This is a genomic window from Cupriavidus sp. GW823-FHT07B10 (assembly GCF_058794355.1).
On the sequence record NZ_JBXAGS010000001.1, the window covers coordinates 656,768 to 680,583 of the forward strand.

General features: G+C 63.6%; 17 protein-coding genes. 11 read left to right on the forward strand and 6 right to left on the reverse strand.

The window, feature by feature from the left end; translation table 11 throughout:
• The first annotated feature begins 29 nt into the window (after positions 1–29).
• Genes fdhF through AC1Q6V_RS03195 form a run of 3 tightly spaced genes read left to right on the forward strand, consistent with a single transcriptional unit; the run spans position 30 to position 4,012 of the window.
• Positions 30–2,909, forward strand: coding sequence for a formate dehydrogenase subunit alpha (fdhF, locus tag AC1Q6V_RS03185; protein ID WP_058698342.1), 2,880 nt, complete (start codon positions 30–32; stop codon positions 2,907–2,909).
• 15 nt (positions 2,910–2,924) lie between these two features.
• A complete protein-coding gene (gene fdhD / locus AC1Q6V_RS03190; protein WP_010811245.1) occupies positions 2,925–3,791 on the forward strand; it encodes a formate dehydrogenase accessory sulfurtransferase FdhD in 867 nt (288 codons plus the stop codon).
• Positions 3,788–4,012 (forward strand): formate dehydrogenase subunit delta, encoded by a 225-nt coding sequence (locus tag AC1Q6V_RS03195; protein WP_010811246.1) that lies wholly within the window; start codon positions 3,788–3,790, stop codon positions 4,010–4,012. Before fdhD ends, AC1Q6V_RS03195 begins: the two co-directional genes overlap by 4 nt.
• A gap of 18 nt (positions 4,013–4,030) precedes the next feature.
• Here the strand turns inward: AC1Q6V_RS03195 and tssA are convergent, their stop codons facing one another.
• From tssA to AC1Q6V_RS03225, 6 genes are read right to left on the reverse strand one after another with little or no spacing between them, the layout of a single operon-like run.
• Positions 4,031–5,077, reverse strand: coding sequence for a type VI secretion system protein TssA (tssA, locus tag AC1Q6V_RS03200; protein WP_454750043.1), 1,047 nt, complete (start codon positions 5,075–5,077; stop codon positions 4,031–4,033).
• Between the two features lie 2 nt (positions 5,078–5,079).
• Positions 5,080–6,120, reverse strand: coding sequence for a type VI secretion system baseplate subunit TssG (tssG, locus tag AC1Q6V_RS03205; RefSeq protein ID WP_454750044.1), 1,041 nt, complete (start codon positions 6,118–6,120; stop codon positions 5,080–5,082).
• A 2-nt stretch (positions 6,121–6,122) separates the two neighbouring features.
• Entirely contained in the window at positions 6,123–8,003 is a 1,881-nt protein-coding gene (gene tssF / locus AC1Q6V_RS03210) for a type VI secretion system baseplate subunit TssF (RefSeq protein ID WP_041687169.1), read from the reverse strand.
• 4 nt (positions 8,004–8,007) lie between these two features.
• The gene (gene tssE, locus AC1Q6V_RS03215) at positions 8,008–8,529 is read right to left on the reverse strand and encodes a type VI secretion system baseplate subunit TssE (RefSeq protein WP_011614627.1); all 522 of its coding nucleotides are present in this window, start codon (positions 8,527–8,529) and stop codon (positions 8,008–8,010) included.
• Positions 8,522–9,358 carry a type VI secretion system accessory protein TagJ gene (locus AC1Q6V_RS03220; protein WP_454750035.1) on the reverse strand — a complete coding sequence of 279 codons (837 nt, stop codon included), beginning with the start codon at positions 9,356–9,358 and terminating at the stop codon, positions 8,522–8,524. Before AC1Q6V_RS03220 ends, tssE begins: the two co-directional genes overlap by 8 nt.
• Entirely contained in the window at positions 9,348–9,950 is a 603-nt protein-coding gene (locus tag AC1Q6V_RS03225) for a TagK domain-containing protein (RefSeq protein ID WP_454750036.1), read from the reverse strand. Before AC1Q6V_RS03225 ends, AC1Q6V_RS03220 begins: the two co-directional genes overlap by 11 nt.
• Positions 9,951–10,404: 454 nt before the next feature.
• Between AC1Q6V_RS03225 and tssH the strand changes: the two genes are divergently transcribed.
• The 8 genes from tssH to AC1Q6V_RS03265 all read left to right on the forward strand — a co-directional run bounded on the left by tssH (position 10,405) and on the right by AC1Q6V_RS03265 (position 23,806).
• A complete protein-coding gene (gene tssH / locus AC1Q6V_RS03230) occupies positions 10,405–13,119 on the forward strand; it encodes a type VI secretion system ATPase TssH (protein WP_454750037.1) in 2,715 nt (904 codons plus the stop codon).
• 39 nt (positions 13,120–13,158) lie between these two features.
• The gene (gene tssB / locus AC1Q6V_RS03235; RefSeq protein WP_454750038.1) at positions 13,159–13,692 is read left to right on the forward strand and encodes a type VI secretion system contractile sheath small subunit; all 534 of its coding nucleotides are present in this window, start codon (positions 13,159–13,161) and stop codon (positions 13,690–13,692) included.
• A gap of 49 nt (positions 13,693–13,741) precedes the next feature.
• A complete protein-coding gene (tssC, locus tag AC1Q6V_RS03240) occupies positions 13,742–15,235 on the forward strand; it encodes a type VI secretion system contractile sheath large subunit (protein WP_439668580.1) in 1,494 nt (497 codons plus the stop codon).
• A 128-nt stretch (positions 15,236–15,363) separates the two neighbouring features.
• Positions 15,364–15,849: an Hcp family type VI secretion system effector gene (locus tag AC1Q6V_RS03245; protein WP_010811256.1), complete on the forward strand. Its 486-nt coding sequence runs from the start codon at positions 15,364–15,366 to the stop codon at positions 15,847–15,849.
• Between the two features lie 313 nt (positions 15,850–16,162).
• Positions 16,163–17,257: a T6SS immunity protein Tli4 family protein gene (locus tag AC1Q6V_RS03250; RefSeq protein WP_454750039.1), complete on the forward strand. Its 1,095-nt coding sequence runs from the start codon at positions 16,163–16,165 to the stop codon at positions 17,255–17,257.
• A gap of 23 nt (positions 17,258–17,280) precedes the next feature.
• Positions 17,281–19,875, forward strand: coding sequence for a type VI secretion system Vgr family protein (locus AC1Q6V_RS03255; RefSeq protein ID WP_454750040.1), 2,595 nt, complete (start codon positions 17,281–17,283; stop codon positions 19,873–19,875).
• A gap of 33 nt (positions 19,876–19,908) precedes the next feature.
• Positions 19,909–22,257, forward strand: a complete 2,349-nt coding sequence (locus AC1Q6V_RS03260) for a T6SS effector phospholipase Tle3 domain-containing protein (RefSeq protein ID WP_454750041.1) — start codon at positions 19,909–19,911, stop codon at positions 22,255–22,257.
• A gap of 91 nt (positions 22,258–22,348) precedes the next feature.
• Positions 22,349–23,806, forward strand: coding sequence for a hypothetical protein (locus tag AC1Q6V_RS03265; RefSeq protein WP_492316312.1), 1,458 nt, complete (start codon positions 22,349–22,351; stop codon positions 23,804–23,806).
• The last annotated feature ends 10 nt before the right edge of the window (positions 23,807–23,816 follow it).

Sequence of the window (23,816 nt, forward strand, 5' to 3'; positions counted from 1 at the left end):
TCCAGCAGAGACACGGGAGACAAACCGCCATGAACGCCCGCAACGAGATCGATTTCGGCACGCCCGCCAGCCCATCCACCGAACTGGTCACCCTGGAGGTCGATGGCGTCAGCGTCACCGTGCCCGCCGGCACCTCGGTGATGCGCGCCGCGATGGAAGCGCAGATCGCCGTCCCCAAGCTGTGCGCCACCGACAGCCTCGAAGCCTTCGGCTCGTGCCGGCTGTGCCTGGTCGAGATCGAAGGGCGCCGCGGCTATCCGGCATCGTGCACCACGCCGGTCGAAGCCGGCATGAAGGTCAAGACCCAGAGCGACAAGCTGGCCGACCTGCGCCGCGGCGTGATGGAGCTGTATATCTCCGACCACCCGCTCGATTGCCTGACCTGCCCGACCAACGGCAACTGCGAGCTGCAGGACATGGCCGGCGTGGTCGGCCTGCGTGAAGTGCGCTACAACGACGGCGGCCCGGAAGCTGCGCCGATCGCGACGCACACGCAGATGAAGAAGGACGAATCCAATCCTTACTTCACCTACGACCCTTCCAAGTGCATCGTCTGCAACCGCTGCGTGCGCGCCTGCGAGGAAACGCAGGGCACCTTCGCCCTGACCATCAGCGGCCGCGGCTTCGATTCCCGCGTTTCGCCCGGAACCAGCCAGTCGTTCATGGAATCGGACTGCGTCTCGTGCGGCGCCTGCGTGCAGGCGTGCCCGACCGCGACGCTGACCGAGACCTCGGTGATCAAGTTCGGCCAGCCCTCGCACAGCACCGTGACCACCTGTGCCTATTGCGGCGTGGGCTGTTCGTTCAAGGCCGAGATGAAGGGCAATGAAGTGGTGCGCATGGTGCCGTACAAGGACGGCAAGGCCAATGAAGGCCACGCCTGCGTCAAGGGCCGCTTTGCCTGGGGCTACGCCACGCACAAGGACCGCATCCTCAAGCCGATGATCCGCGCCAAGATCACCGATCCGTGGCGCGAGGTGTCGTGGGAAGAGGCGATCGACTATGCCGCGTCGCAGTTCAAGCGTATCCAGGCCGAGCACGGCAGGGACTCCATCGGCGGCATCGTGTCGTCGCGCTGCACCAATGAAGAGGGCTACCTGGTGCAGAAGCTGGTGCGCGCAGCCTTCGGCAACAACAACGTCGACACCTGCGCGCGCGTGTGCCATTCGCCGACCGGCTACGGCCTGAAGCAGACCCTGGGCGAATCGGCCGGCACGCAGACCTTCAAGTCGGTGGAGAAGGCCGACGTGATCATGGTGATCGGTGCCAACCCGACCGACGGCCACCCGGTCTTTGCGTCGCGCATGAAGAAGCGCCTGCGCGCCGGCGCCAGGCTGATCGTGGTCGATCCGCGCCGCATCGACCTGGTCGACTCCCCGCATATCCGTGCCGACTATCACCTGCAACTGCGCCCGGGCACCAACGTGGCGCTGGTGACCTCGCTGGCCCACGTGATCGTCACCGAAGGCCTGCTCAACGAAGCTTTCATCGCCGAGCGCTGCGAGGACCGCGCCTTCCAGCAATGGCGCGATTTCGTCTCGCTGCCGGAGAACTCGCCGGAGGCGATGGAAAGCGTGACCGGCATTCCGGCGGAACAGCTGCGCGGTGCCGCACGCCTGTATGCCACCGGCGGCAACGCTGCGATCTACTACGGCCTGGGCGTGACCGAGCATGCGCAAGGCTCAACCACCGTGATGGGCATTGCCAACCTCGCCATGGCCACCGGCAATATCGGCCGCGAAGGCGTGGGTGTGAACCCGCTGCGCGGGCAGAACAATGTGCAGGGCTCGTGCGACATCGGTTCGTTCCCGCATGAGCTGCCGGGCTATCGCCACGTGTCGGACTCGACCACGCGCGGTCTGTTCGAAGCCGCGTGGAATGTCGAGATCAGCCCCGAGCCGGGCCTGCGCATCCCCAATATGTTTGAAGCCGCGCTGGCCGGCAGCTTCAAGGGCCTCTACTGCCAGGGCGAGGACATTGTCCAGTCCGACCCGAACACGCAGCACGTGTCCGAGGCGCTGTCATCGATGGAATGCATCGTGGTGCAGGACATCTTCCTGAACGAGACCGCCAAGTACGCGCACGTGTTCCTGCCGGGCTCGTCCTTCCTGGAAAAGGACGGCACCTTCACCAACGCCGAGCGCCGCATCTCGCGCGTGCGCAAGGTGATGCCGCCCAAGGCGCGCTATGCCGACTGGGAAGCCACCATCCTGCTGGCCAATGCGCTGGGCTACCCGATGGACTACAAGCATCCGTCGGAGATCATGGACGAGATCGCGCGCCTGACGCCGACCTTCGCCGGTGTCAGCTACAAGCGCCTGGACCAGCTCGGCAGCATCCAGTGGCCGTGCAACGCCGACGCGCCGGAAGGCACGCCGACCATGCATATCGACACCTTCGTGCGCGGCAAGGGCAAGTTCATCATCACCAAGTACGTGCCCACCACCGAGAAGATCACGCGCGCCTTCCCGCTGATCCTGACCACCGGCCGCATCCTGTCGCAATACAACGTCGGCGCGCAGACGCGCCGTACCGACAACGTCTACTGGCATGCCGAGGACCGGCTCGAGATCCATCCGCACGATGCCGAGGAGCGCGGCATCAAGGACGGCGACTGGGTCGGGGTGCAGAGCCGTGCCGGCGACACGGTGCTGCGCGCGATCGTCAGCGAGCGCATGCAGCCGGGCGTGGTCTACACCACCTTCCACTTCCCGGAATCCGGCGCCAACGTGATCACCACCGACAACTCCGACTGGGCCACCAACTGCCCGGAGTACAAGGTGACCGCGGTGCAGGTGCTGCCGGTGGCGCAGCCGTCGGCGTGGCAGCGGGAGTACCAGGAGTTCAACGCCCAGCAGCTGCAACTGCTGGAAGCCGCCAGCGCCGACCCGGCGCAGGCCGTACGCTGAGCGGAGGGCCGCACCATGATGCGCTGCATGCAGTCACCGGAGGTGCATCCGGCCGCGGCCGGAGACGCCGAGCCGCCCACTCACAGCACCTTCGCCGTCAGCCGCTGGCGCCGCGGCGAGCTGATGCTGAGCCCCGATGAAGTGGCCGAGGAAGTGCCGGTCGCGCTGGTGTACAACGGCATCTCGCACGCGGTGATGCTGGCGACGCCGGCCGACCTGGAGGACTTCGCACTCGGCTTCAGCCTGAGCGAAGGCATCGTTACCCGTGCCAGCGACGTCTATGACATCGAGATCGACACGCGCGAGCACGGCATCGCCGTGCAGCTGGAGATCGCATCGGAAGCCTTCATGCGGCTCAAGGACCGCCGCCGCTCGCTGGCCGGGCGCACCGGCTGCGGGCTGTGCGGCACCGAATCGCTGGAACAGGTGATGCGCCTGCCGGCACCGGTGCGCAGCGATGCCAGCTTCCATACCGACGTGATCCAGGCCGCGTTCGTGCAACTGCAACTGCGGCAGGAACTGCAGCAACACACGGGTGCGACGCACGCTGCCGCATGGCTGCGTGCCGATGGCCATGTATCACTGGTGCGTGAAGACGTGGGCCGCCACAACGCGCTGGACAAGCTGGCGGGCGCGCTCGCCAGCAGCGGCGAGGACATCTCCAGCGGCGCGGTGCTGGTGACCAGCCGCGCCAGCTATGAAATGGTGCTGAAGACCGCCGCCATCGGCGCCGGCGTGCTCGCCGCAGTGTCCGCACCGACGGCGCTGGCCGTGCGGCTTGCCGAACAAGCCAGCATCACCCTGGCCGGCTTCGTGCGCGCCGGCGCGCACGTGGTCTATGCCCATCCCCAACGTCTGCAGCACGAAGCGAGCCTGGCATGAAGATCGACAACCTCATCACCATGGCCAACCAGATCGGCAGCTTCTTCGAGGCCATGCCGGATCGGGAAGAGGCCGTCTCTGATATTGCAGGGCATATCAAGCGGTTTTGGGAGCCGCGCATGCGCAAGGCCTTGCTGGGGCATGTGGATGCCGAGGCAGGGAGCGGGCTGCTGGACATCGTGCGCGAGGCGCTGGGGCGGCATCGGGCGATGCTGGAGTAGCTTGCAGGCCGGTTGCCGCTATGTGTCCTGCGCCCAGCGCTCCACCAGATCCGCAGGGATCGCCTGGAACACTTCATCGAAGCGCTTGCCGGTCAGCCGCTCGGCTTGCCTGAGCAGCAGTGCCACCGGGCTGCTGGGTTCGTGGAACTCGAACCATTGACGCGCGGTGCGGATGGCGGCCAGGGCGGCATCGCGATCCCGCGGTTTGCAGGCGCCTGAGTGCACGGCGGTTGCGGCAGGGGAAAGACCGCCGGCAGCATCGCCGCATGAAGGAGAAGCGACTGGCGCGGCGGTGGATGCAGCGACCGGCGGTGCCGGCGCGGTCGCGACAGTGCTCGTCATCATGCCAAGCAGCTTGAGCAGAGGGCTCAAGTCGGGGCTGTCCTGCCGGAGGTTGGCTTTTGCCCAACCGTCAATGGCCGCTGCCTGGCCTGCGGCCTCGTCGAGTGCCGTGAGGGCGGGGCTGTTCTGCTGGCGCAGATCCTGCATTTGCTGCCGCACCGATTCCGGCGCCAGGGCGTCCGCGGGCCGCGGCACGCCGAGCGAGCGCTCGACATCCCGGATCTGCAGCCGGAGCGCCGCGTTGCCTGTGATCGTCAACTCCCGCACGTCCCGCATCAGCCCCTCCGGGTCGGTCAGCGCGGCGAGCGCATTGGCGCGCATCGCGGGATCGGTTTCGCCATCGACGCATAACTGCGGATGGATGGCATCGGGCCATTTTGCCAGCAGCCGCGCCATGGCCGCGAGTCCGTCGCGCAGGCCGCTTGCCTGGCCTAGCCGGGTACGGCAGCGCAGCAGCAGCGCCAGGATGCGGATGTCGCGCGTGCGCAGCAGCAGGCGCCGGCAGTCGCGCTCCAGATCCGCCCAGTTGATGGCCTCGGGCTCGCTGACGAAGTTGCCGTACTGCGCGTCGGGCTTCGGCGCCGCCTTGGCCAGCAGCACGACGAACTCAGGGTCGTACTCCAGGTCGTCACCGCATGGCCTGTCGGGTGCGACAGGTTCCAGCAGTTCCGGGAAGGGAAAGTCAGGTCTTGGCACCGGTACGGCCTTGGCTTTGGCATTCATGGTCAGTGTGTTGCATAGTGTTCGGGCTCGAACACCATGCCGGTGATGGCGCGGCTTCGATCCGGTTCGCCCAGCCATGTGGACCAGCCCAGGCGTTCCTGCGAGCCCAGGATGGCAGGCGGCGCCGAGTCCGGGATCACCTGCAGCTCGGCTTCCCAGACGAACTCGAAGCCGACGAAGGCGCGCACCCATTCGATGAGCGTCGGAAGATCCCTGCCGTTCGGCGTGAAGTTCAAGTATTGCTGCAACCCGAGCGGGCCGATCACCAGGCGGAACTTGTGTTGGCGGTCCGGCACCATTTCGCCAAGCATGGCGCCTTGCCCCATGACGCCTGGGGCGCCCGGGTGTCCCAGGCGGCTGCGCTCGGCCGGATCGACGGCGATCCAGTGCAATACATACTCTTCAAGCCTGACGGGCACACCAAAGAAGTGAGAAAGCGTGGCCGCGATGCCGTCGGGATTGCGCGCTTCGCGCACCTGGTGCGCACTCGCAGCGAGCCGGGCGTGCGGCGGCAGGGTGCTGTGTGCGATTTCGTCGGCTTCATTGCCCGCCAGCCAGCCGACATAGCGGGAGAACACCTCGCCGTCGCGCCGATCGAGGCCCGCGGTGGCTTGGGCGCTTGCCCACGCGCGGTAGAACTGCGTAAAGGCGCGATGGTGGAAAAGATCCAGGAAGTCGGCGGTGGTGTTGTCCCGGTGTGCTTCGCTACGCTCGCGTACAACTTCCGTCAGGTGAATCGGCAGCGCCCCGTTCGGCCCCAGCATGCCCAAGCCAAACAATTGCACCTTGAGCCGGCCGGCCAGCGGCTGCACCTGCGCGATCTCCCGGGGCGCGAAGGTGAGCGCGGCCTGCTGGCCAGCCCGGAAAGGCTCGTCGCGTGGCCGGCTTGCCTGCCCGATCGGGGGCAAGTCAGGGTGCCGGGCGGACAGATGCCGCAGGAGCCCCAGGAAGCTCAGCTTCCACGGCGCGTGGCCGGCATAGTTTCCGGGCGCGGCCGTCGCCGCCGGCGAGGGCGGCACATTGTCGTCGTTGCCTTTGAACATGGCTACACGGCGCTGCGGCCGCCCATGCGCACGGGCCAACGATGCACCAGGCCGCGTTGCATGGAGTGCAGTTCGGTTTGCGTGAAGACATTGACCGAGACGTGGCGCGCCAGGAAATGCTCCAGCACCACGCCGAACAGATATGGGCTGATGCCGGAGAAGCCGCCTTCGTCCACCGTGAGCTGGCACTGGATGCCGCGGCCGTAGATCAAGGGCCCGTTGCCTGGCAGCCGGCGCATGACTGGCTTCACGTTCGCGCCGATCAGGCTCTGGATTTGCCCCTGGTGCGCGAGGTCGTCGTTCGCCACGAAAAGCCGCAGCATGTCACGCAGGCCCTGGCCGCCTGAGCGATGCTCCAGGTCGGTCAGCGACAAGTAGTTGAAGCCCAGCAGCCGTATCAGGCGCCAGGCCATTTCTCCGTCCGCATAGGGCGGCCGTGGTGCCGACGGCGCGCGGATCAGGCCGATCCCGTCCACGGGGATGGAAGCTGCCGGGGTCAGGTCGTGCCGGCCATTGCGCGGTACCAGATTGGGCAGATCGCGATTTGTAACCAGCGATTCCACTGACAGGTAGCGCAAGGCGTCCGGGTAGGGAGCTTCGTTCTGGTCCACCAGCGACACGAACAGCTCGGTGCCGACGTATGCCGTGCGTGTGCCGTACTTGCGAGCCTGCTCAGAGATCAGCCGACGCTCGCGCCGCAGGGAAAAGTAGCGGCCGTGGTTGCCTTCATCACTATTCAGGGTGGTAAAGAGCGGCTGGAAGTCGATGCCTGCGCTGTGCTCGGACCTTTGTGCGCAGAGCTGCCTGACGGTGTGGATTTCGTAGTCAAGCGGATGCTGCCGGTCGGCGACCAGGTGAAACTCGGCGCGGCCCGGCGTGACCTCGATGCGATCGGTGCGCTTTGGAAACAGATTGACCACCGGTGTGCAAAACAGCGCGAACTGTTCGCGGTCGACCTTGCTGGTCAGATCCCGGGGCGGCTTTGACAGCAGCACGACGATCTCGGCTTCCTTGCCGCGGATCCGGCTCAGGCCCTGAGCGAGCTTGTTGAGGCCGAAGAAATAGAAGCGCTGTGGGCAAGCGAAGTACTCATGCAACAGGTTGTGCCCGTGGAAGCTGTTCCACTGCAAAGGCAGCGCGCCTTCGCCCGGTCCCATTCCCACGTAACTGACAGCATCCTGCGCCACTGCGCAGGGGCGCTCGCTCATGGCCCCGGGGTGTCCGATCAGCGTCGCCACACCGGCGCTGTGCAACAGTTCGAACAGTTGTGAGGCGATCAGGTCATCGCCGCGCAGATAGACCGGCAGGTGGTCCAGGCCGGGCAGCTGGTCGAAGGTCGCGCCTCGCGTACAGCGCAGGCGCAACCGCAGTGCACCCTGTACTGTCACATGGGCGGGCACATAGCGCTCCGGCCCCCTGACATCGGGCGGAATGCCAGTGAGCCGCGCTTCGGTGATCTCAACCGGCCACAGTGTCAACGGCTGCGTGGTCCTGAACTGGCAGGCCGTCTTCTCTCCAGGCGCCGCCGCCGCGTTGACCTCCGTGCCGCGCGGAACCTCCACGCCATGCGCAAAATCGCCCTCGTTCTGGCTGGGTCGGAACTGCGCGACCGCAATCGATGGCGTCGGCGCCACATAGTTGGGGTAGATCACCTCCAGCAGCCGCTGGGTGAAGCGTGGGAACTCTGCGTCCAGCTTGATCTCGGTACGCGCTGACAGGAAGCAGAACGCCTCGATCAGGCGCTCGACGTAGGGGTCGGCCACCTCGATGCCCTGCATGCCCAGCCGTTTCGCGACCTTCGGGTGCTGTTTGGCGAATTCCCCGGCCAGCTCGCGCATATAGACGAGCTCGCGATTGTAGTAATCGAGCAGTTGCGGATCCATGGTGTCAGCTGGCGTGGATCGATTGGACACTCATCCGGCTGGTTTCCAGGTCGAGCGAGCTTTGGGCAGTGAACGCCATCGGATACGGGTTCATATGGATCAGGCCTTTGATCTCGAACACCAGGGTGTTATAGCGTTGTGGCGCATCTTCTTTCAGTAGCGGCTTCACTTCCAGCGAGCCGGGGATGAGCCGGGGTTCGAAGTCCAGGATCGCACGCCTGACGATGGTGACGATATCGCTCCACTTGTGTTCGGCCAGATAACTGCCGGCGACCGGGGACACGCCGTAGTTGATGGTCGATGCGGCAGCAGCGGGATAGCGCTTGCGATCGATTTCATCCTCGCGATTGGTGGTGTTGAGCAGATAGGTGAGGTCGCGTTGGATGATCTCGCGCATCTGGGCACGCGTGACGGTGTATTCGTCCGCGCTTTCCGTCTGGCGCTGGGGCGCGTCGTCGCGCAGCCGGTCCAGCAACGTCGGCAGCAGTTGCGAATTCGGGCGGCGCGGCGGGCGGTGTTCAGCCATGCTCCGCGTCCAGGGTGAGCGTTGTCACATCCAGCATGGCGACATCTCCCGTGTCTGTCATCCAGGTCTTCTGGCCGAAACCGATGACACCTGTCTCGCCCGCTTCACTCCAGCTGGTTTCGCGAGCCAGCCGAATCCCGTCGCTGCCTTGTTCGGAGCCTGGGTAGCGCACCGGCAGGAAGCCACGGCTGACCACGCCGTCGGCGAGTGTCACCGTGGCCGGGCGCCATAACAGATCCAGCAACCCGGACGCCTTGCCCAACTCGATCTTGCGCATCTGCGCAAAGGGCAGCCAGGCGTAGCGCCCCGCGGTCACGATCTCGCAGGTCGGTCCCAGCCGTGTGTCTGTGTCGGTAATCCAGGCAAAGCGCACGCCGTCGTGCGCGCCGGCTGAGGCTGGCACCTGCGACAGGGCCAGGTGCCGGCTGGCGTCCGCGGCTGAGCATTCGCCGGCCTTGTTTTCCGCCAGAGCCGTGTGGAGCTTTGCCACCCACGCCGGGGCCGGCAGCAGCGAGCCGGGGGTGCGCTGGCCGGCGAATACCTCGCCACGAAACACCTCCGCACGGATCAGGTCGCGGTACACATGCGCGGTTTGCGCGAAGCCGGGCGCAAGCTGCGTGGCGACCTGCAATTGCTTGAGGGCCCTGGACCAGTCACCGACCACGCAGAGCCACTGGAATAGCTGCCAACGGAAAGCGAAAGAGCCAGGTTCCTCGCGGACCTGCGCCTCCGTCCGGGCCAGCGCGCCTTTGACCGAGCCGCTTCGGCGAAGGATTGATGACAGCCCCGTGCCGGGTGCCTGACGAGGGGTGTGCGCTTCAAGCGTCATGGCCAGGATCAGGCGGCAGCGCCGGCGCGGGACGGTAGGCGCTGCCCATCGACACCAGATGGTGTTCGCGACGGGTAAGCAGGGCCGTGACATCGCGGCGCCGCGTGGGCGCAATGTCGCCAGCGAACAGCCACAGCACGTCCGGCGCAGCCGGGGTTGAAAAGAGTTCGTGCTCTTCCAGGGATTCCCGGGAACCGATCAGCGAATCAATATGGCCTGCCGTGTCCAGCATGTCCATCAAGCTATCGGCATGGTTCGCTTCGCGCGCGAGCGTTTGCAGCGGCTTCGGTTCGCCCTCCGCCGGGATCGGAGCTGTCGACGCTGCGTTGGAGCTGGCATGTGCACTGACGTAGTTCGGGTCCCGTAGCGCCGCCTCGGCCTCGCGTTTGAGCTGATCGAGCACGTCGGCCGGCTCAGGGCCAGCCGCCGCCGTTGTCCCCGCACCACCGGCTGGCTTCACCAGCGAGAACGGATCGGCACCGTCTGGCTGCGTCCCGCCGAGCGCATCCCAAGGCCAGGGCGCATTGCTGTCGCCATCGAGTCTGGCGTTGACGGCGTGGATTTCCGCAGTGCGGTTCTGCCAGTCGCTCATAGCCCGGCCACCTGAGGTTATTGGTTTTCGAAAGCGTCTGATGATAATCGCAAATCCTGGCGTAACGAAATTATAAATGGAATGGAATTTTCCTATTTAATATCCGGAAAATCAGAATTAAAAAGTGATCATAGAGATTTAAGGGTGATCCTATGGACATTGGATAAAAATGATGTATATCTCGGATGGATTGTCAAAATTTGTAATATTCCATGGGGACATGGTGTTGGGTCATTGTCGGCCAGAAGAAAACGTGATAACCGCGCGATGGAGTGAATAAAGTACATAAAATCAATGGGTTATATCGATTTTGGGTGCCGATGCGCCAGAGGCCTAGTCGCGGACGAGACATTTGCTAGCGTATTGTTTTGGTCATATCCTAAAAAAGCCAAATAACAAAATCTCCGTGCAATGGTAGTCCTCTCATCCAAGGGGCGAACGGCAAAGGCATCGAATGGATATTTCGCGTCAGGCATTATTTGGCCGACTCAATCTCACGCTATTCAAGGCGATCGAAAGCGCGACGGCCTTTTGCAAGCTCCGCGGCAACCCGTACGTGGAGCTTGTGCATTGGCTCCACCAACTGCTGCAAGCCCCGGATGGCGACCTGCAGCGGATGCTGCGCCATGCCGGCGCCGACCTGTCCGTGCTTGAAGCCGACCTGACCCGCGCGCTGGCCGCGTTGCCTGCCGGCGCCACCTCGATCAGTGACTTTTCGTTCCAGCTTGAGTCGGCGATCGAGCGAGCGTGGGTCTATGCGACGCTTGCTTTTTCCGATGACCACGTGCGCGGCGCTTATCTGCTCGCTGCGCTGCTCAAGACGCCGGAGTTGCGCCGTACGGTGCTGGGCATCTCAAGCCAGTTCGCGAAGGTGCGGCCCGATGACCTGGTGGAAATGGCACCGGCGCTCATCGCGCAATCGCCTGAGAGCCGTGAAGCGGCTTATGACGGCAGTGGCCTGGCGCCGGCCACACCGGGTGAAGCCAGTGGCGCGACGGCACCTGCCAGTGCCGGCAAGCCCGCCCTGGGCAGGTACTGCCGCGACCTGACCGAGGAGGCACGCGCGGGCCGGCTGGATCCGGTGATCGGCCGCGAGCATGAGATCCGCACCATGACGGACATCCTGCTGCGCCGCCGTCAGAACAATCCGCTCCTGACCGGAGAGGCGGGTGTCGGCAAGACCGCCGTCATCGAGGGGCTGGCACAGGCCATTGCCGCGGGTGAGGTGCCGCCCAGCCTGAAGGACATCAGGCTGCTGAGCCTCGACGTGGGTGCGCTGCTGGCGGGCGCCAGCATGAAAGGCGAGTTCGAAGCGCGGTTGAAGGGCGTGCTTGAGGAAGCTGCCAAATCCCCGACGCCCGTGATCCTGTTCGTCGATGAGGTCCACACACTGGTTGGCGCCGGTGGCCAGGCCGGCACCGGCGATGCCGCGAACCTGCTCAAGCCGGCGCTGGCGCGTGGGACACTGCGCACGATCGGCGCCACCACCTGGAGCGAATACAAGCGCCACATCGAGAAGGACCCGGCGCTCACCCGCCGCTTCCAGGTCCTGCAGGTCATGGAACCGGACGAAGCCAGGGCGGTTGCCATGGTGCGGGGTCTGGTCCGGACGTTCGAGGCGCATCACCAGGTACTGATCCGCGACGAGGGGGTGCGCGCCGCCGTCAGGCTATCGCATCGCTTTATCCCGTCGCGGCAGTTGCCCGACAAGGCGATCAGCCTGCTCGACACCGCTTGTGCGCGCGTAGCCCTGTCATTGCATGCGCCCCCGGCAGAAGTCGAACATCTGCGCCACGAACTCGCCGCGGCCGACGCCGAGTGCGCACTATTGGCCCGGGAAGCCGGCTTTGGCCGGCCGGACGCTGCGCGGATTGCGCTCGCACGGGCTCGGCGCGAGCAGTTCGAAGCCGACCTGGCTTTGGCCTCGGCGCGCTGGGACCGGGTGCGCGGTCTGGCGACCGACCTGGTCGCCCGCCGATACGCACTGGTGCAGTCCGCGTCGGATGAATCGACTGTGGCCGCGCCGGCGCGACGAACCCTGGATGAGCTCGAGGGCCATCTTCATGCCGCGCAAGCGGATGCGCCGCTTGTGTACACGGAAGTGGATGAACGCGTGGTCGCCGCAATCGTCGCCGACTGGACCGGTATCCCGGTTGGGCGCATGGTCGCGGACGAGGTGGCAACCGTGATGCAGCTGCCGCAGACACTTGGCGAACGCGTGATCGGGCAAGGCCATGCGCTGATCCAGCTCGGGGAGCGCGTCACGACCGCCCGTGCACAACTGACTGACCCCAACAAGCCGGTCGGAGTCTTCCTGCTGGCAGGCCCGTCGGGCGTTGGCAAGACCGAGACTGCGCTGGCGTTGGCCGACGCCCTGTACGGCGGTGAGCAAAACCTCATCACCATCAACCTCTCGGAATTCCAGGAGCCGCATACCGTCTCGACGCTCAAGGGCGCGCCGCCGGGTTATGTCGGCTACGGCGAAGGGGGCGTACTGACCGAAGCGGTGCGCCGCCGGCCCTACAGCGTGGTGTTGCTCGACGAGGTCGAGAAGGCCCATGCCGATATCCACGAAGTCTTCTACCAGGTCTTCGACAAGGGCTACATGGAGGATGGCGAGGGGCGCCATATCGACTTCAGGAACACCATCCTGCTGCTCACCAGCAATGCCGGCTCCGATCTGCTGGCGAATCTCTGTGAAGACCCGGCGCTGATGCCGGAGCCCGCTGCACTGCGCGACGCGCTGATGCCCGAGCTGCGCAAGGTATTCCCGGCGGCGTTCCTCGGGCGGCTGGTAGTCGTGCCATATCTGCCGCTGGCGGCTGAAAACCTGGGCCGCATCGTGCGCCTGCATCTCGATCGCGTGGCGGTGCGCATGCAGCATCAGCACGGCATTGTGCTGACTTACGACGACCCGGTGGTCGAGTTCATCGTGGCGCGCTGTCCGGTCGGCGAGACCGACGCCCGGCAGCTGATCGGCTTCATTGAGCAGGTCATCCAGCCGCAACTGGCGCGCCTGTGGCTGTTGGCCCTGTCCGAGAAGCGCGAGCTCGCCATGATCGCGATCCGCGTCGCCGACAGCGCGCCTGCCGGGCTCGCCTACCACACCGAATACCGCGCTGGCCACGATGCCGTTGTGCCGGAGTGTCCCGAGGCCGGCTCGGCTTGACGCCGACCGGCATGTCCATGTAACCCGCAGGGGAGATCCATGTCTGTTGTGAACAGTTCGCAGAAATTCATCGCGCGCAACCGCGCGCCGCGCGTGCAGATCGAGTACGACGTCGAAGTCTATGGCTCGGAGAAGCGTATCGAGCTGCCCTTCGTGATGGGCGTGCTGGCCGACCTGTCGGGCAGGCCGGCCGAGCCGCTGCCGGCGGTTGCCGATCGCAAGTTTCTTGAGATCAATATCGACAACTTCGACGAGCGCATGAAGGCCATGAAGCCGCGCGTGGCGTTTGCGGTGCCCAACACGCTGTCCGGCGACGGCCAGCTCATGGTCGACATGACATTCGAGAGCATCGAGGATTTCTCGCCCGCGGCGGTAGCCGGCAAGGTCGATGCGCTCAGGCAATTGCTCGAAGCCCGCACCCAGCTCGCCAACCTGCAGACCTACATGGATGGCAAGTCCGGCGCCGAATCGCTGATCAACCAGTTGCTGCAGGATCCCGCGCTGCTGCAGTCGCTTGCCAAGGCGCCCAAGCCCAGGGCCGGCGACGACGAACCTCAGTCGCCGCAGTCCTGAATGGATCGGCTACTTGCCTTCCTGAACCACCTCATCAAGCAAGGATTCCATGGCCACCGCCCAACCAGCACAACAGCAAGCGCTCGCGAGCGCTGACCATTCCGACTTCGCCGCGCTGATCAACCGCGAATTCTCGCCCAAGACCGAACAGGCCCGCGAGGCTGTCGACCTCGCCGTCAAGACCCTGGCCGAGCAGGCGCTCGCCAGCTCGTTCACCATGAGCGATGATGCCTACAAGAGCATCGAAGCCATCATCGGCGCCATCGACAAGAAGCTCTCCGAGCAGATCAACCTGATCCTGCACCATGAGGACTTCCAGAAGCTGGAGTCCGCCTGGCGCGGCCTGCACCACCTGGTCTCAAACACCGAAACCGACGACAAGCTGCGCATCCGCGTGATGGATGTGTCCAAGGAAGAGCTGCGCCGGACCCTGCGCCGCTACAAGGGCATCGGCTGGGACCAAAGCCCGTTCTTCAAGCGCATCTATGAAGAAGAGTACGGCCAGCTTGGTGGTGAACCCTACGGCTGCCTGGTAGCCGACTACTACTTCGATCACACACCGCCCGACGTCGAACTCCTTGGCTCGCTTGCCAAGATCTCGGCAGCGGCTCACGCCCCGTTCATTGCAGGCGCCTCGCCGTCGGTGCTGCAGATGGATTCGTGGCAGGAACTCGCCAATCCGCGCGATCTGTCCAAGATATTCCAGAACCTGGAATACGCGCCGTGGAACAGCCTGCGCAACTCGGAAGATGCCCGCTATGTCGGCCTCGCCATGCCGCGTTTCCTGTCGCGCCTTCCCTACGGCATCAAGACCAATCCGGTCGATGAATTTGACTTCGAGGAAGACACCGACGGTGCGGATCACCGCAAGTACGTGTGGAGCAATGCCGCCTACGCCATGGCGGTCAACATCAACCGATCGTTCAAGCTCTATGGCTGGTGCACGCTGATCCGCGGCGTCGAAAGCGGCGGCGTGGTCGAGAACCTGCCGTGCCACACCTTCCCGACCGACGATGGCGGCATTGACATAAAGTGCCCGACCGAAATCGCCATCTCGGACCGCCGTGAAGCCGAACTGTCGAAGAACGGCTTTATCTCGCTGGTGCACCGCAAGAACACCGACTACGCAGCTTTTATCGGTGCCCAGTCGATGCAGAAGCCAGCCGAGTACTACGACGCTGATGCGACCGCCAACGCCAACCTGTCGGCACGCCTGCCGTACCTGTTCGCCTGCTCGCGCTTTGCCCATTACCTGAAGTGCATCGTGCGCGACAAGATCGGCGCCTTCAAGGAACGCGAGGACATGCAGCGCTGGCTCAACGAATGGATCATGAATTACGTTGATGCCGACCCGGCCAACTCGTCGCAGGAGACCAAGGCACGCCGACCGCTGGCTGCAGCCGAGGTGGTCGTCGAGGAACTGGAAGGCAACCCCGGCTACTACAGCGCCAAGTTCTTCCTGCGTCCGCACTTCCAGCTCGAGGGCCTGACCGTTTCGCTGCGGCTGGTGGCGCGCCTGCCGTCGGTCAAGGACGCCGCCTGAGCGTCGCTCAGGCGTTGAAACGTACCGGTAGTTCCACGCCGAGGTATCGCGCCCCTGACCTGATTGGGGCGCGGCCCTGGCTGTGGCTCTTGTCTGCAGTACCTGTCTTAACGTCAAGGAGTTTTGCAATGGCACAGGACATTTTCCTGAAGATCAATGGCATCGATGGCGAGTCGCAGGATTCGTCGCACAAGAACGAAGTCGAAGTGCTGGCCTGGGACTGGAGCATCGAGCAGCAGTCCACCATGCACGCGGGCAGCGGCGGCGGCGCCGGCAAGGCGACCGTGTCGGACCTGTCCTTCGAGCACTTCATCGACCGCGCCTCGCCCAACCTGATGAAGTACTGCCTGACCGGCAAGCACATCAACGAGGCCGTGCTGGTGGTGCGCAAGGCCGGCGGCAATCCGCTCGAATACCTGAAGCTCACCATGACCGACGTGATCGTCACCAAGGTGAGCCCCAAGGGCTCGGTGGATGACGAAGTGCGCATGCGCGAGAAGGTGGCGCTGTCGTTCTCCAGGGTGAAGCAGGAGTATGTGGTGCAGAACGCCCAGGGCGGCAGCGGTGGTGCTGTGACCGCGGGCTACGACATCAAGGGCAATAAGGAAGCCTGATTGTCATGACCGGTCTCGCCGGCTACCCGAGTGGAAGCTGGCGAGGCCAAGGACGCTGGCATTGACCGAGTGCGGAATCCATGCGGATGACAACGGCCAGACTCCGAGCGGCCGTTAAAGAGATGACCTCATGAGTGCGCTAAACAATCTGAAGAGCCTGGCCGTTGGGCGGAATCGCACCGTTAGCGTTTCCAGCGCGGCGATTCCCGACCTGCTGGGACAGCCCCAGCTGGAATGAGATGGCTCAGTTCGTGACGCTGTATAGCATTGTCAAGCTGACGGCACAAGTCAGGACGCCCCCGGGGAACTTGATATGGCCGCCAAACTGAACATGGCTGGCCTGTTTCTGGCCGCACTTCTAACGACTGGCTGTCAACGAGCGGCCACAAATCCCTTTCCGCCCATGGATATCCACCAGCCATACAAGACGCATTGCATTGGCCGTTTCCTAATTGACCTGCCAGAAGAGTTCAATTCGGTACCGGATTCGATGGACAGTCCCGGCGATGCCGAGTTGCTCTATGGCAAAGATAAGGACTTCAAGCGCATCTATGTCAAGGTGCCCAAGCAACGTCCGGTGGAGGCAGAGCCGGTCATCCTGCGCGAAGATTTTGAGCGGGCGGTGAGTAAGCGAATGCAAGAACTAAGGGATGCACGCAATGAAGTTACACATGCCCCGATGTTGGTGTCCAGTACACCGTTAGGTGAAGGTGAAGGAGGCTATCTGATTCGTCGCTACGACAATGCGCAGCAAGGTAAATACTTTAGAAGCGAAATCCACCTCCTGGCGGGAGACTTGCGATACGTCATCTTTGAGGAAAAGAGCTACCCCGATAGCGAGCCGGCGGAAGCGGTAGAAGCGCGGTTGCGAAACCTCGCAGTCCACACTCGCGCCTATACCGACCCGGAGGCTGCCGGTCCCGGCTTCTGCGTCAAAGGCGTAGTGCTGAACGACATCCACGACGAAGAGACGGCGATGTTCAGTTTTCAAAGTGAACTCCATAAGGATCTTCTCTTTGACATCCATTCGCGCGCGCTTGTCACGCAGGACGAGGGCATGATCGCGCGACTGGAAAAGCGATTGGAAGGCGCCCCGCTGGCATATCGGCTCGCATTCCACACCCTACGCAAGGGCAAGCGAACCGTTGCCGGCATGGAAGCAGATGAGCTTGTGGAGACCTTCAAGGAAGAGGGATACAGGCGGCAGGGTTTGAAGGCGGAGACCAAGCGGGATACGCCGCAGTACATGCAGCCGCAGATGCATCTTACGTTAATGACCGGCGGACAGATTCCTGGTGGCGCTTATGTCGACTCATCGATGGATGACGATGAGGTGCTGAGGATTTGGGACAAGGTGGTGAATTCGATCCGGCCCCGGCCAGGTGCGGTGGAGGGAGAGAAGAGGTGAGCAGGGAAACCAGAACCCATCCCATGAATCGGCTAGCTGCTTTTGCTTCGTGTTCTCGCACCGTTAGCGTTTCCAGCGCAGCCATTCCTGATTTGCTGGGACAGCCCCAGCTGGAATTCGTGAGGCTCTCAGGTCATGAGGGATTGAGCGAACTCTTCACCTACAAGGTAGACCTGCGTGCGGTCTCGCCTGCCGCGGAACAGTATCTTGCGGAGGCAGATCCCGATGCGATGATCGGCCGCGAGATGACCGTCACGATCGAGCTCGATGGCATGGGCACAGGGCTGCTGGGTGGCGTGGGCGCAGGGCACCGCGAGATCACCGGCGTCATCTCAGATATCGAGCATGTCGGCGGCGTTGCGGAGAATCGCTTGTACCGGTTCACGCTGCGCCCCTGGCTATGGCTCGCGACGCAGACGTCGGACTTCAAGCCCTTCCAGAAGAAGACGGTGATTGAGATTCTTGACGAGGTGCTTGCGGACTACCCGTTCTCGGTGGAGAAGCGCCTCGATACATCGGTCTATCCGAAGCTTGCCTGGGAGGTGCAGCATGGCGAGACCGATGCGCATTTCATCCAGCGCCTGACCGAAGAGTATGGCATTACATACTTCTTCGAGCATGACGGCGGACACCATCGGCTGATCCTGGCCGCCGAATCGGGCGCGTACCGCGCGTTTCCCAGCGAGGCCTATCGCACGCTGCCACTCTATCCGCGTGGCTTCAAGATCGACCAGGAACATCTGGTCCGCTTCGATCCGGTCAACCGGCTGCGCACGGGCAAGGTGACGTTGAACGACTACGATCCACGCAAGCCGCGCGCGAATCTGACCACCGACAACAGCCAGCCGCGCAATACCAGCTTCGCCGACTTCGAGCGCTACGAGCACCCGGGCGACTATGTCGATCCGGCGGTGGGCGAGATGCGGGCGAGGATCCGCATGGAGGAGCGCCGCTCGCGTGGCCGGCGTGCGCGGGGCGTGGGTGCGCTGCGCGGAGTGGTGGCGGGCTGCACCTACCTGGTGAGCAATCACGGCAACCCGGCGATGAACCGCGAGTATCTGGTGATCGGTGCGACGCTGGAGCTGGAGGATGTCGGCGGCGAATCCGGCAGCGGGCAACAGTTTTCGTGCCGCGTTGCGTTTGAAGCGCACCCCACTGATGAAGTCTTTCGCCCGCCGCGCACGGTCGGCAAGCCATACGTGGCCGGCGTGCAGCGGGCCGTGGTGACCGGCCCGAAGAACCAGGAGATCTGGTGCAACGATCACGGCAACGTGATCATTCAATTCGAATGGGATCGCTACGGGAAGTACGACGAGAACTCGTCGCCGTGGATTCGGGTGGTCAACGGCTGGTCGGGCGACCAGTTCGGCGCGATGCACATTCCGCGTATCGGGCAGGAGGTCATTGTGGCGTTCATCAACGGCGATCCGGACTGTCCCGTGATTGTCGGGCGGGCGCCGAATCAGCTCAATCTGCCGCCGTGGGCGCTGCCGGGGCAGCATGCCTTGTCGGGGATTCGCAGCAAGGAGTTGTTTGGCGGGCGCCACAATCATCTGTTGATGGACGATACGAAGGATCAGATCCAGGCGCAGCTGTCCTCGGATCACCAGGCATCGCAACTGAACCTGGGCTATCTGACCGGGGTGCCGGACCACGCCGGGCGCAAGGACCGGCGTGGTGAAGGCTTCGACCTGCGCACCGATGGGCAGGGTGCCATACGCGGTGGGAAGGGCTTGTTCGTTACCGCGGAAGGGCAGGTAGGCGCCATGGGCGGGCACCTGTCGCGCGACGAGTTTATCCGCTGCATGGAGGCGGCGCTGGAGGCGGCGAAGGCGTTGGGGGACTATGGCCATGCCCATGAAGGGCTGGCTGCCGATACGGACCCGCAGGCCGAACTCACGCGGGCCGTCAGGGAGTGGGACGCTGGCGCCAACAACCACAAGGACGTGCCTGGTGAGGGAGGTCAGCCGTTGATCGGTGCCTATGCGCCGGCGGGCATGGCACTGGCTACGCCCAAGGTATTGACGACGTATGCCGGCAAGCATATCGACACCGTCTCACGGCTGAACCAGCAAATGACCGCAGGGCAGCAGTTCGTTGTCAATGCGGGGCAGGGAATCGGGTTCTTCGCACACAGCGGTGAGCTGCGCGGCATTGCGCACCAGGGCAATCTGCTTCTGCAGGCGCAGAAATCCAACATCGAAGCGAATGCCAGACAGAACGTAGTGGTGACCGCAACCGATGGCAACATCGTTCTGAACGCGGGCAAGAGCCTGAGCTTGATGACAGCGGACGGCGCCGGCATCCGCATTGGCGGAGGCAAGGTGGATATCTATGGTCCTGGCGGGATCCTGCTGCATACGTCGGATTTCGACATCGTAGGGCCGTCCAGCCTGAACGGACCGTTGCCGCAGTTTAGCCAGGGTGACGCGGGCCGAAAGTTCCTGCTGAAGGCAGGCGAGCTCGAGCGACCGGTCCCCAATGCACCCTACCAGATTGTCAAGGCGGACGGCAGTGTGGTGGAAGGTGTAACCAATGCCGCTGGCGAAACCGCGCAGTCGGCTTCGGATCTGATCGAGGCGGTGAGCGTAAAGATATTTGCGCCCAAGCTGTACTGAGTCTGCTTCGCATCGATTGTCACGGAACCAGATATGAGTGCACCCATAGTATCCAGACAAGGGGTCAACCCGATTGCCAGCGCCGACGACATTCACGTTCCAAGTAAGGCGCTCCGAAAGCTCGACCTGAAGACGCTGCCCGGCATCATCATCTTCGTGCACGGCGTGAACTCGAACGGCGAATGGTTCGCCAGCGCTGAAGAAGGCTTGTGCAAAGGCTTGAATCAGCGCCAGCAGCGCGGGGAAACGGGCGATACGTACGACATGGGGGCGCTACGGCCAGCGCAGTATCTGTCGGAGCTGACACCCAAAGGCTACCTGTCCCGGGAAGTCAATGCGACGAACTTCGTTGCCGATGGCGACCAGAGCCCCATTATCCGATTCCGCTGGGGCTATAAAGCTGCCAAGGAGGACCTGGCGACGGTTGGGCCAAACATCTTGCTTGACGAAGAGGATGCCTGGGGCGGCGGTCCCTTCGCCAACGGATGCTCTGCCCTGCCGGATCTGTGGACCACGGGCACGGTCACCGACCTGTTTGCCGGGTTACAGGCGCAGGACCTGAATACGGAGACAAGCCGGCTGATCTACGGCTGCCCCCCACGCCACTATGGAGCGCATGCCGCCCGGCGCCTGGCCGCACTGGTGGCGCAAGTCCGGGTCAAGCATATTGACGCCTATGGCAAGGTGTGTCCGGTCACGGTGGTCTGTCACAGCCAGGGCAATATGGTCGGCATGGCCTCGGCATTTATTGGCAAACATGACTTCGGCGGGGATGGCGTGGCGGACACCTATGTACTCGCCAATCCGCCATACAGCGTCCTGCCGAACTTCTTCGATAACTTCGGGCAATACAACGCCGATACGGACCTGGGCCGCGTCACCGTTTTCGCGCGGCGCAAGACGCTGGATCGCTTCTTTGAGATTGTCGGTGCCTCCAGCTTTGATCATGCCAGCGACGACTGCGTCAACGCCCTGACGCCCACCCGGCGTCCCAAGCAAGGGGAAGCTCCCTGGACGGCCGGGAAGGACAGCAAGGAACGTCAGACACGCAAGCACGTCTTCCTCTATAGCAATCCCCACGATCAAGTGATTTCAGTGAGCACCGTGCAGGGGATGGGGTGGCTGGGCCTGTCGAAGGAGGTGCTGGCCGGTACCGACCACGACATGCTGGAGTCGGCCAAGGCGCGCGGCGATCGCCCCTATGCTTTCGCGCATCATGCCGAAGTCTTGTTCCAGCGTGTGTGGGCCCAGGGTAATCCGGGCAAGTATGGCCAGATGCCATTCGAAGTGGGTGCCAAGCCAAGCAACTTCGTCTATTACGACAGAGGTAACCCGTCGAAGGTCGATCCGATCCAGGGCGATGGGAAGGCATTCTGGTACCGCAAGCCATTGCCACTGCGCTTTCATCTGACGCGGGTATGGCAGGACGACCAGCGCGGCTTCGGAGAAAAGCTTGGTGCGACCGCGCTCGGTGGAATCTATGAAATGGCCTTCGCCCTGCTAAGGGTGACGACGTTCGGGCATGTCAACTATGTGCCCGTGAACGCCGACCCACCGGACGGCTGGACCGTGCCGATCAATGCTCCGGCAGTGAAGGAGGCCATCGCGCCGCGGGCCATTCACCTGTATCACCCCGACAAACGGGCGCCTGACGATGGCGGGCAAAGCGCGAAAGCCGGGACCGTGGAAGGGATCTTCAACCAGGGACCCGAGTCGCACACGGATGCGCTCAATCCGGCAGGCAGGAGCGACGACATCTACGACAAGTACCGGAGCGCGGGGCAGGGCGCGGCGGACTACAGCGACGAAGCGGCGCTGCGCTATGAACACAATGCCAGCGTGCGTCAGCTTGCCCGACGCAAGGCTGACGATCCCTATGAGGCGGCCATTGAGCAGATGAAGGATGGCGGGGACCTTGCGGGGGACGAGTATGCGGAATTCCGCGAGTTCGATGCAGACAAGCGCGGGTATTTCCTGAAATACGCGGTGGATCTGAATGCTACGAACCACTCGACCATCCTGACCAATCCGGTGCACTGCGAGAAGGTGCTCGCCTATGACGTTGATGTGGGTATATGCATGATGCCGCCAAAGGAATTGAAGTGGCTGCGGCAGTTGGCCGACTGGCGGCGCTGCGATCCGGCTGACGATCTCATGAAGGGATGGAGCTGGTACTACGGATCAGGTCGCATTAATGGCCAAGAATTGGCGAAGCGTGAAGAGTATGCGCGAGAAGTGCCGCGCACTCTCGGCATGGATGACGAGCGCTCAGGCAGCCGCCTTTCACAGACGCCTTCCGAAACGCTGCATCAGCGACCCACCGAGCATGACGCGGCCTTCGGCGGGCAGATCCTGCAGGGAGGGCCCCGTGAACACCACTGATCGACGCTCACTACCCATCAATCGTCTTGCCATCGCCATGACTGGAGTCGCCATCGCTGTGCTCCTGTCGGCCTGTTCATCGGGAAAGCCCATGTCTAACTATCACCGAGATCCGTCGCCGTATCCACTTGCTGCGCGCACACTCGCGAGCGGCCCCAACGCGCCGGCAGCGTATGTACTTGGGGTGCAGTGGATGAATCCGCTGATGTGGAAGGACTACCCGACCCATTGGAACCTGTTGTGGGCGCAGGGAATGGCGGACCGCAACCCCTCTGATACGGACAGCCCGCATCTGACGCTCGGTGACGCGCCGGGATTGCTCGTCCGCGGGGTCAACCCGGTCTGGAAGAATGACAATCCCAATCCGGTCTATTGGAAAGCCCTTGATGCCCTGATCCGTGAGCCGCTCTATCCACTGGGCTACCACACGGCGGTCAACGCGAATTACTTCTACTCGATCCGGAACGGCACGCGACGGCCGGACTTTGCCGACATCCGAGTATTTGCCGGGATGTCGCAGGCGTGGATCAATACACCGACCTATATCAAGGAGTCGAATCGGTATCTGAACGGCCTAGACGAACTCGCTCAACATATCCGGCTTGGCATGCCGGCCCCCTCAATACTGGCGGAGAATGAGGAGCACGCCGAGGCGCGCATGTATGACCTCTTCGTGAAGATTTACGACGACAGGGGCAGTCCGGTACGGGGGCTGTCCCATGATAGCGACATGGTGATTGGCCTGCCCACCTTCACGCTTAACGCGGCGCGCCGGCTGTTCTTCATGGAGATCTATAGCGCGGCCGAGGCGATGAGCCTGAAGATCTTCCCCGAACCGAAGCTGGCTAATGTCACGGTGATGGCGGGCGAGGAAACCGTGGGCTTCTATGACCTGCAGGCGGCGATTGCCTACCTGAACGCCAACCCGAAGAAGACGGTGTGGGTGTACACCATGGACGCGCCCAACTACCCGAAAGGCGAGCAGACCAACGAAAATTCGGTGCTGCTGATCCTGGGACATCCCAGCGCGGACTGGGGCTATGCGCCGCTGGCGGCGCTGTACACCCCGCAACAGCACGAGGGCGGCATCGGAGCGAAGGCAGCTACCCCTGGTGGCGCGTGGCAGGGCCTGCTGCAAGCCGTGCAAGCGCAAGTGCCGCAGGAGCATCCGGTCGACCGCGTCTACCACGACATGGACCGGCGCGCGCCCAATGTGACCACAGTGCTTGCGCCCCTGCGTGCGGCGGTGCACCAGCAGTGGCCGGACCTGGACCAGTTGAAAGACTTCCGCAGCGTCTCGGAACATATGGTGGGCCCGGCCCGCGCGGCCAGCGCGGGGCTGAACATTGCCTATGCGGTGGCGTATGCGGACCAGACCGGGCATAGCGCAGTCGTGACCAGCGTGGTGGATCCCAACGATGCGTGGACGGTGCTGGTGGCGCCACCGCCAGGCTGGACCAGGCGCGAACCTCCCAAGGAATGGCCGCGGGCGCGGGGCAGGACAACTGCCTACTACCCGTGGTTCGGCAAGCAGACGGATGGGCGTTGAGGGGATGAAA

Excerpts from the sequence above, each read along its gene's own strand:
- fdhF (WP_058698342.1), top strand. The coding sequence starts at position 30 with ATGAACGCCCGCAACGAGATCGATTTCGGCACGCCCGCCAGCCCATCC.
- fdhD (WP_010811245.1), top strand. The coding sequence starts at position 2,925 with ATGATGCGCTGCATGCAGTCACCGGAGGTGCATCCGGCCGCGGCCGGA.
- AC1Q6V_RS03195 (WP_010811246.1), top strand. The coding sequence starts at position 3,788 with ATGAAGATCGACAACCTCATCACCATGGCCAACCAGATCGGCAGCTTC.
- tssA (WP_454750043.1), bottom strand. The coding sequence starts at position 5,077 with ATGAATGCCAAAGCCAAGGCCGTACCGGTGCCAAGACCTGACTTTCCC.
- tssG (WP_454750044.1), bottom strand. The coding sequence starts at position 6,120 with ATGTTCAAAGGCAACGACGACAATGTGCCGCCCTCGCCGGCGGCGACG.
- tssF (WP_041687169.1), bottom strand. The coding sequence starts at position 8,003 with ATGGATCCGCAACTGCTCGATTACTACAATCGCGAGCTCGTCTATATG.
- tssE (WP_011614627.1), bottom strand. The coding sequence starts at position 8,529 with ATGGCTGAACACCGCCCGCCGCGCCGCCCGAATTCGCAACTGCTGCCG.
- AC1Q6V_RS03220 (WP_454750035.1), bottom strand. The coding sequence starts at position 9,358 with ATGACGCTTGAAGCGCACACCCCTCGTCAGGCACCCGGCACGGGGCTG.
- AC1Q6V_RS03225 (WP_454750036.1), bottom strand. The coding sequence starts at position 9,950 with ATGAGCGACTGGCAGAACCGCACTGCGGAAATCCACGCCGTCAACGCC.
- tssH (WP_454750037.1), top strand. The coding sequence starts at position 10,405 with ATGGATATTTCGCGTCAGGCATTATTTGGCCGACTCAATCTCACGCTA.
- tssB (WP_454750038.1), top strand. The coding sequence starts at position 13,159 with ATGTCTGTTGTGAACAGTTCGCAGAAATTCATCGCGCGCAACCGCGCG.
- tssC (WP_439668580.1), top strand. The coding sequence starts at position 13,742 with ATGGCCACCGCCCAACCAGCACAACAGCAAGCGCTCGCGAGCGCTGAC.
- AC1Q6V_RS03245 (WP_010811256.1), top strand. The coding sequence starts at position 15,364 with ATGGCACAGGACATTTTCCTGAAGATCAATGGCATCGATGGCGAGTCG.
- AC1Q6V_RS03250 (WP_454750039.1), top strand. The coding sequence starts at position 16,163 with ATGGCCGCCAAACTGAACATGGCTGGCCTGTTTCTGGCCGCACTTCTA.
- AC1Q6V_RS03255 (WP_454750040.1), top strand. The coding sequence starts at position 17,281 with ATGAATCGGCTAGCTGCTTTTGCTTCGTGTTCTCGCACCGTTAGCGTT.
- AC1Q6V_RS03260 (WP_454750041.1), top strand. The coding sequence starts at position 19,909 with ATGAGTGCACCCATAGTATCCAGACAAGGGGTCAACCCGATTGCCAGC.
- AC1Q6V_RS03265 (WP_492316312.1), top strand. The coding sequence starts at position 22,349 with ATGTCTAACTATCACCGAGATCCGTCGCCGTATCCACTTGCTGCGCGC.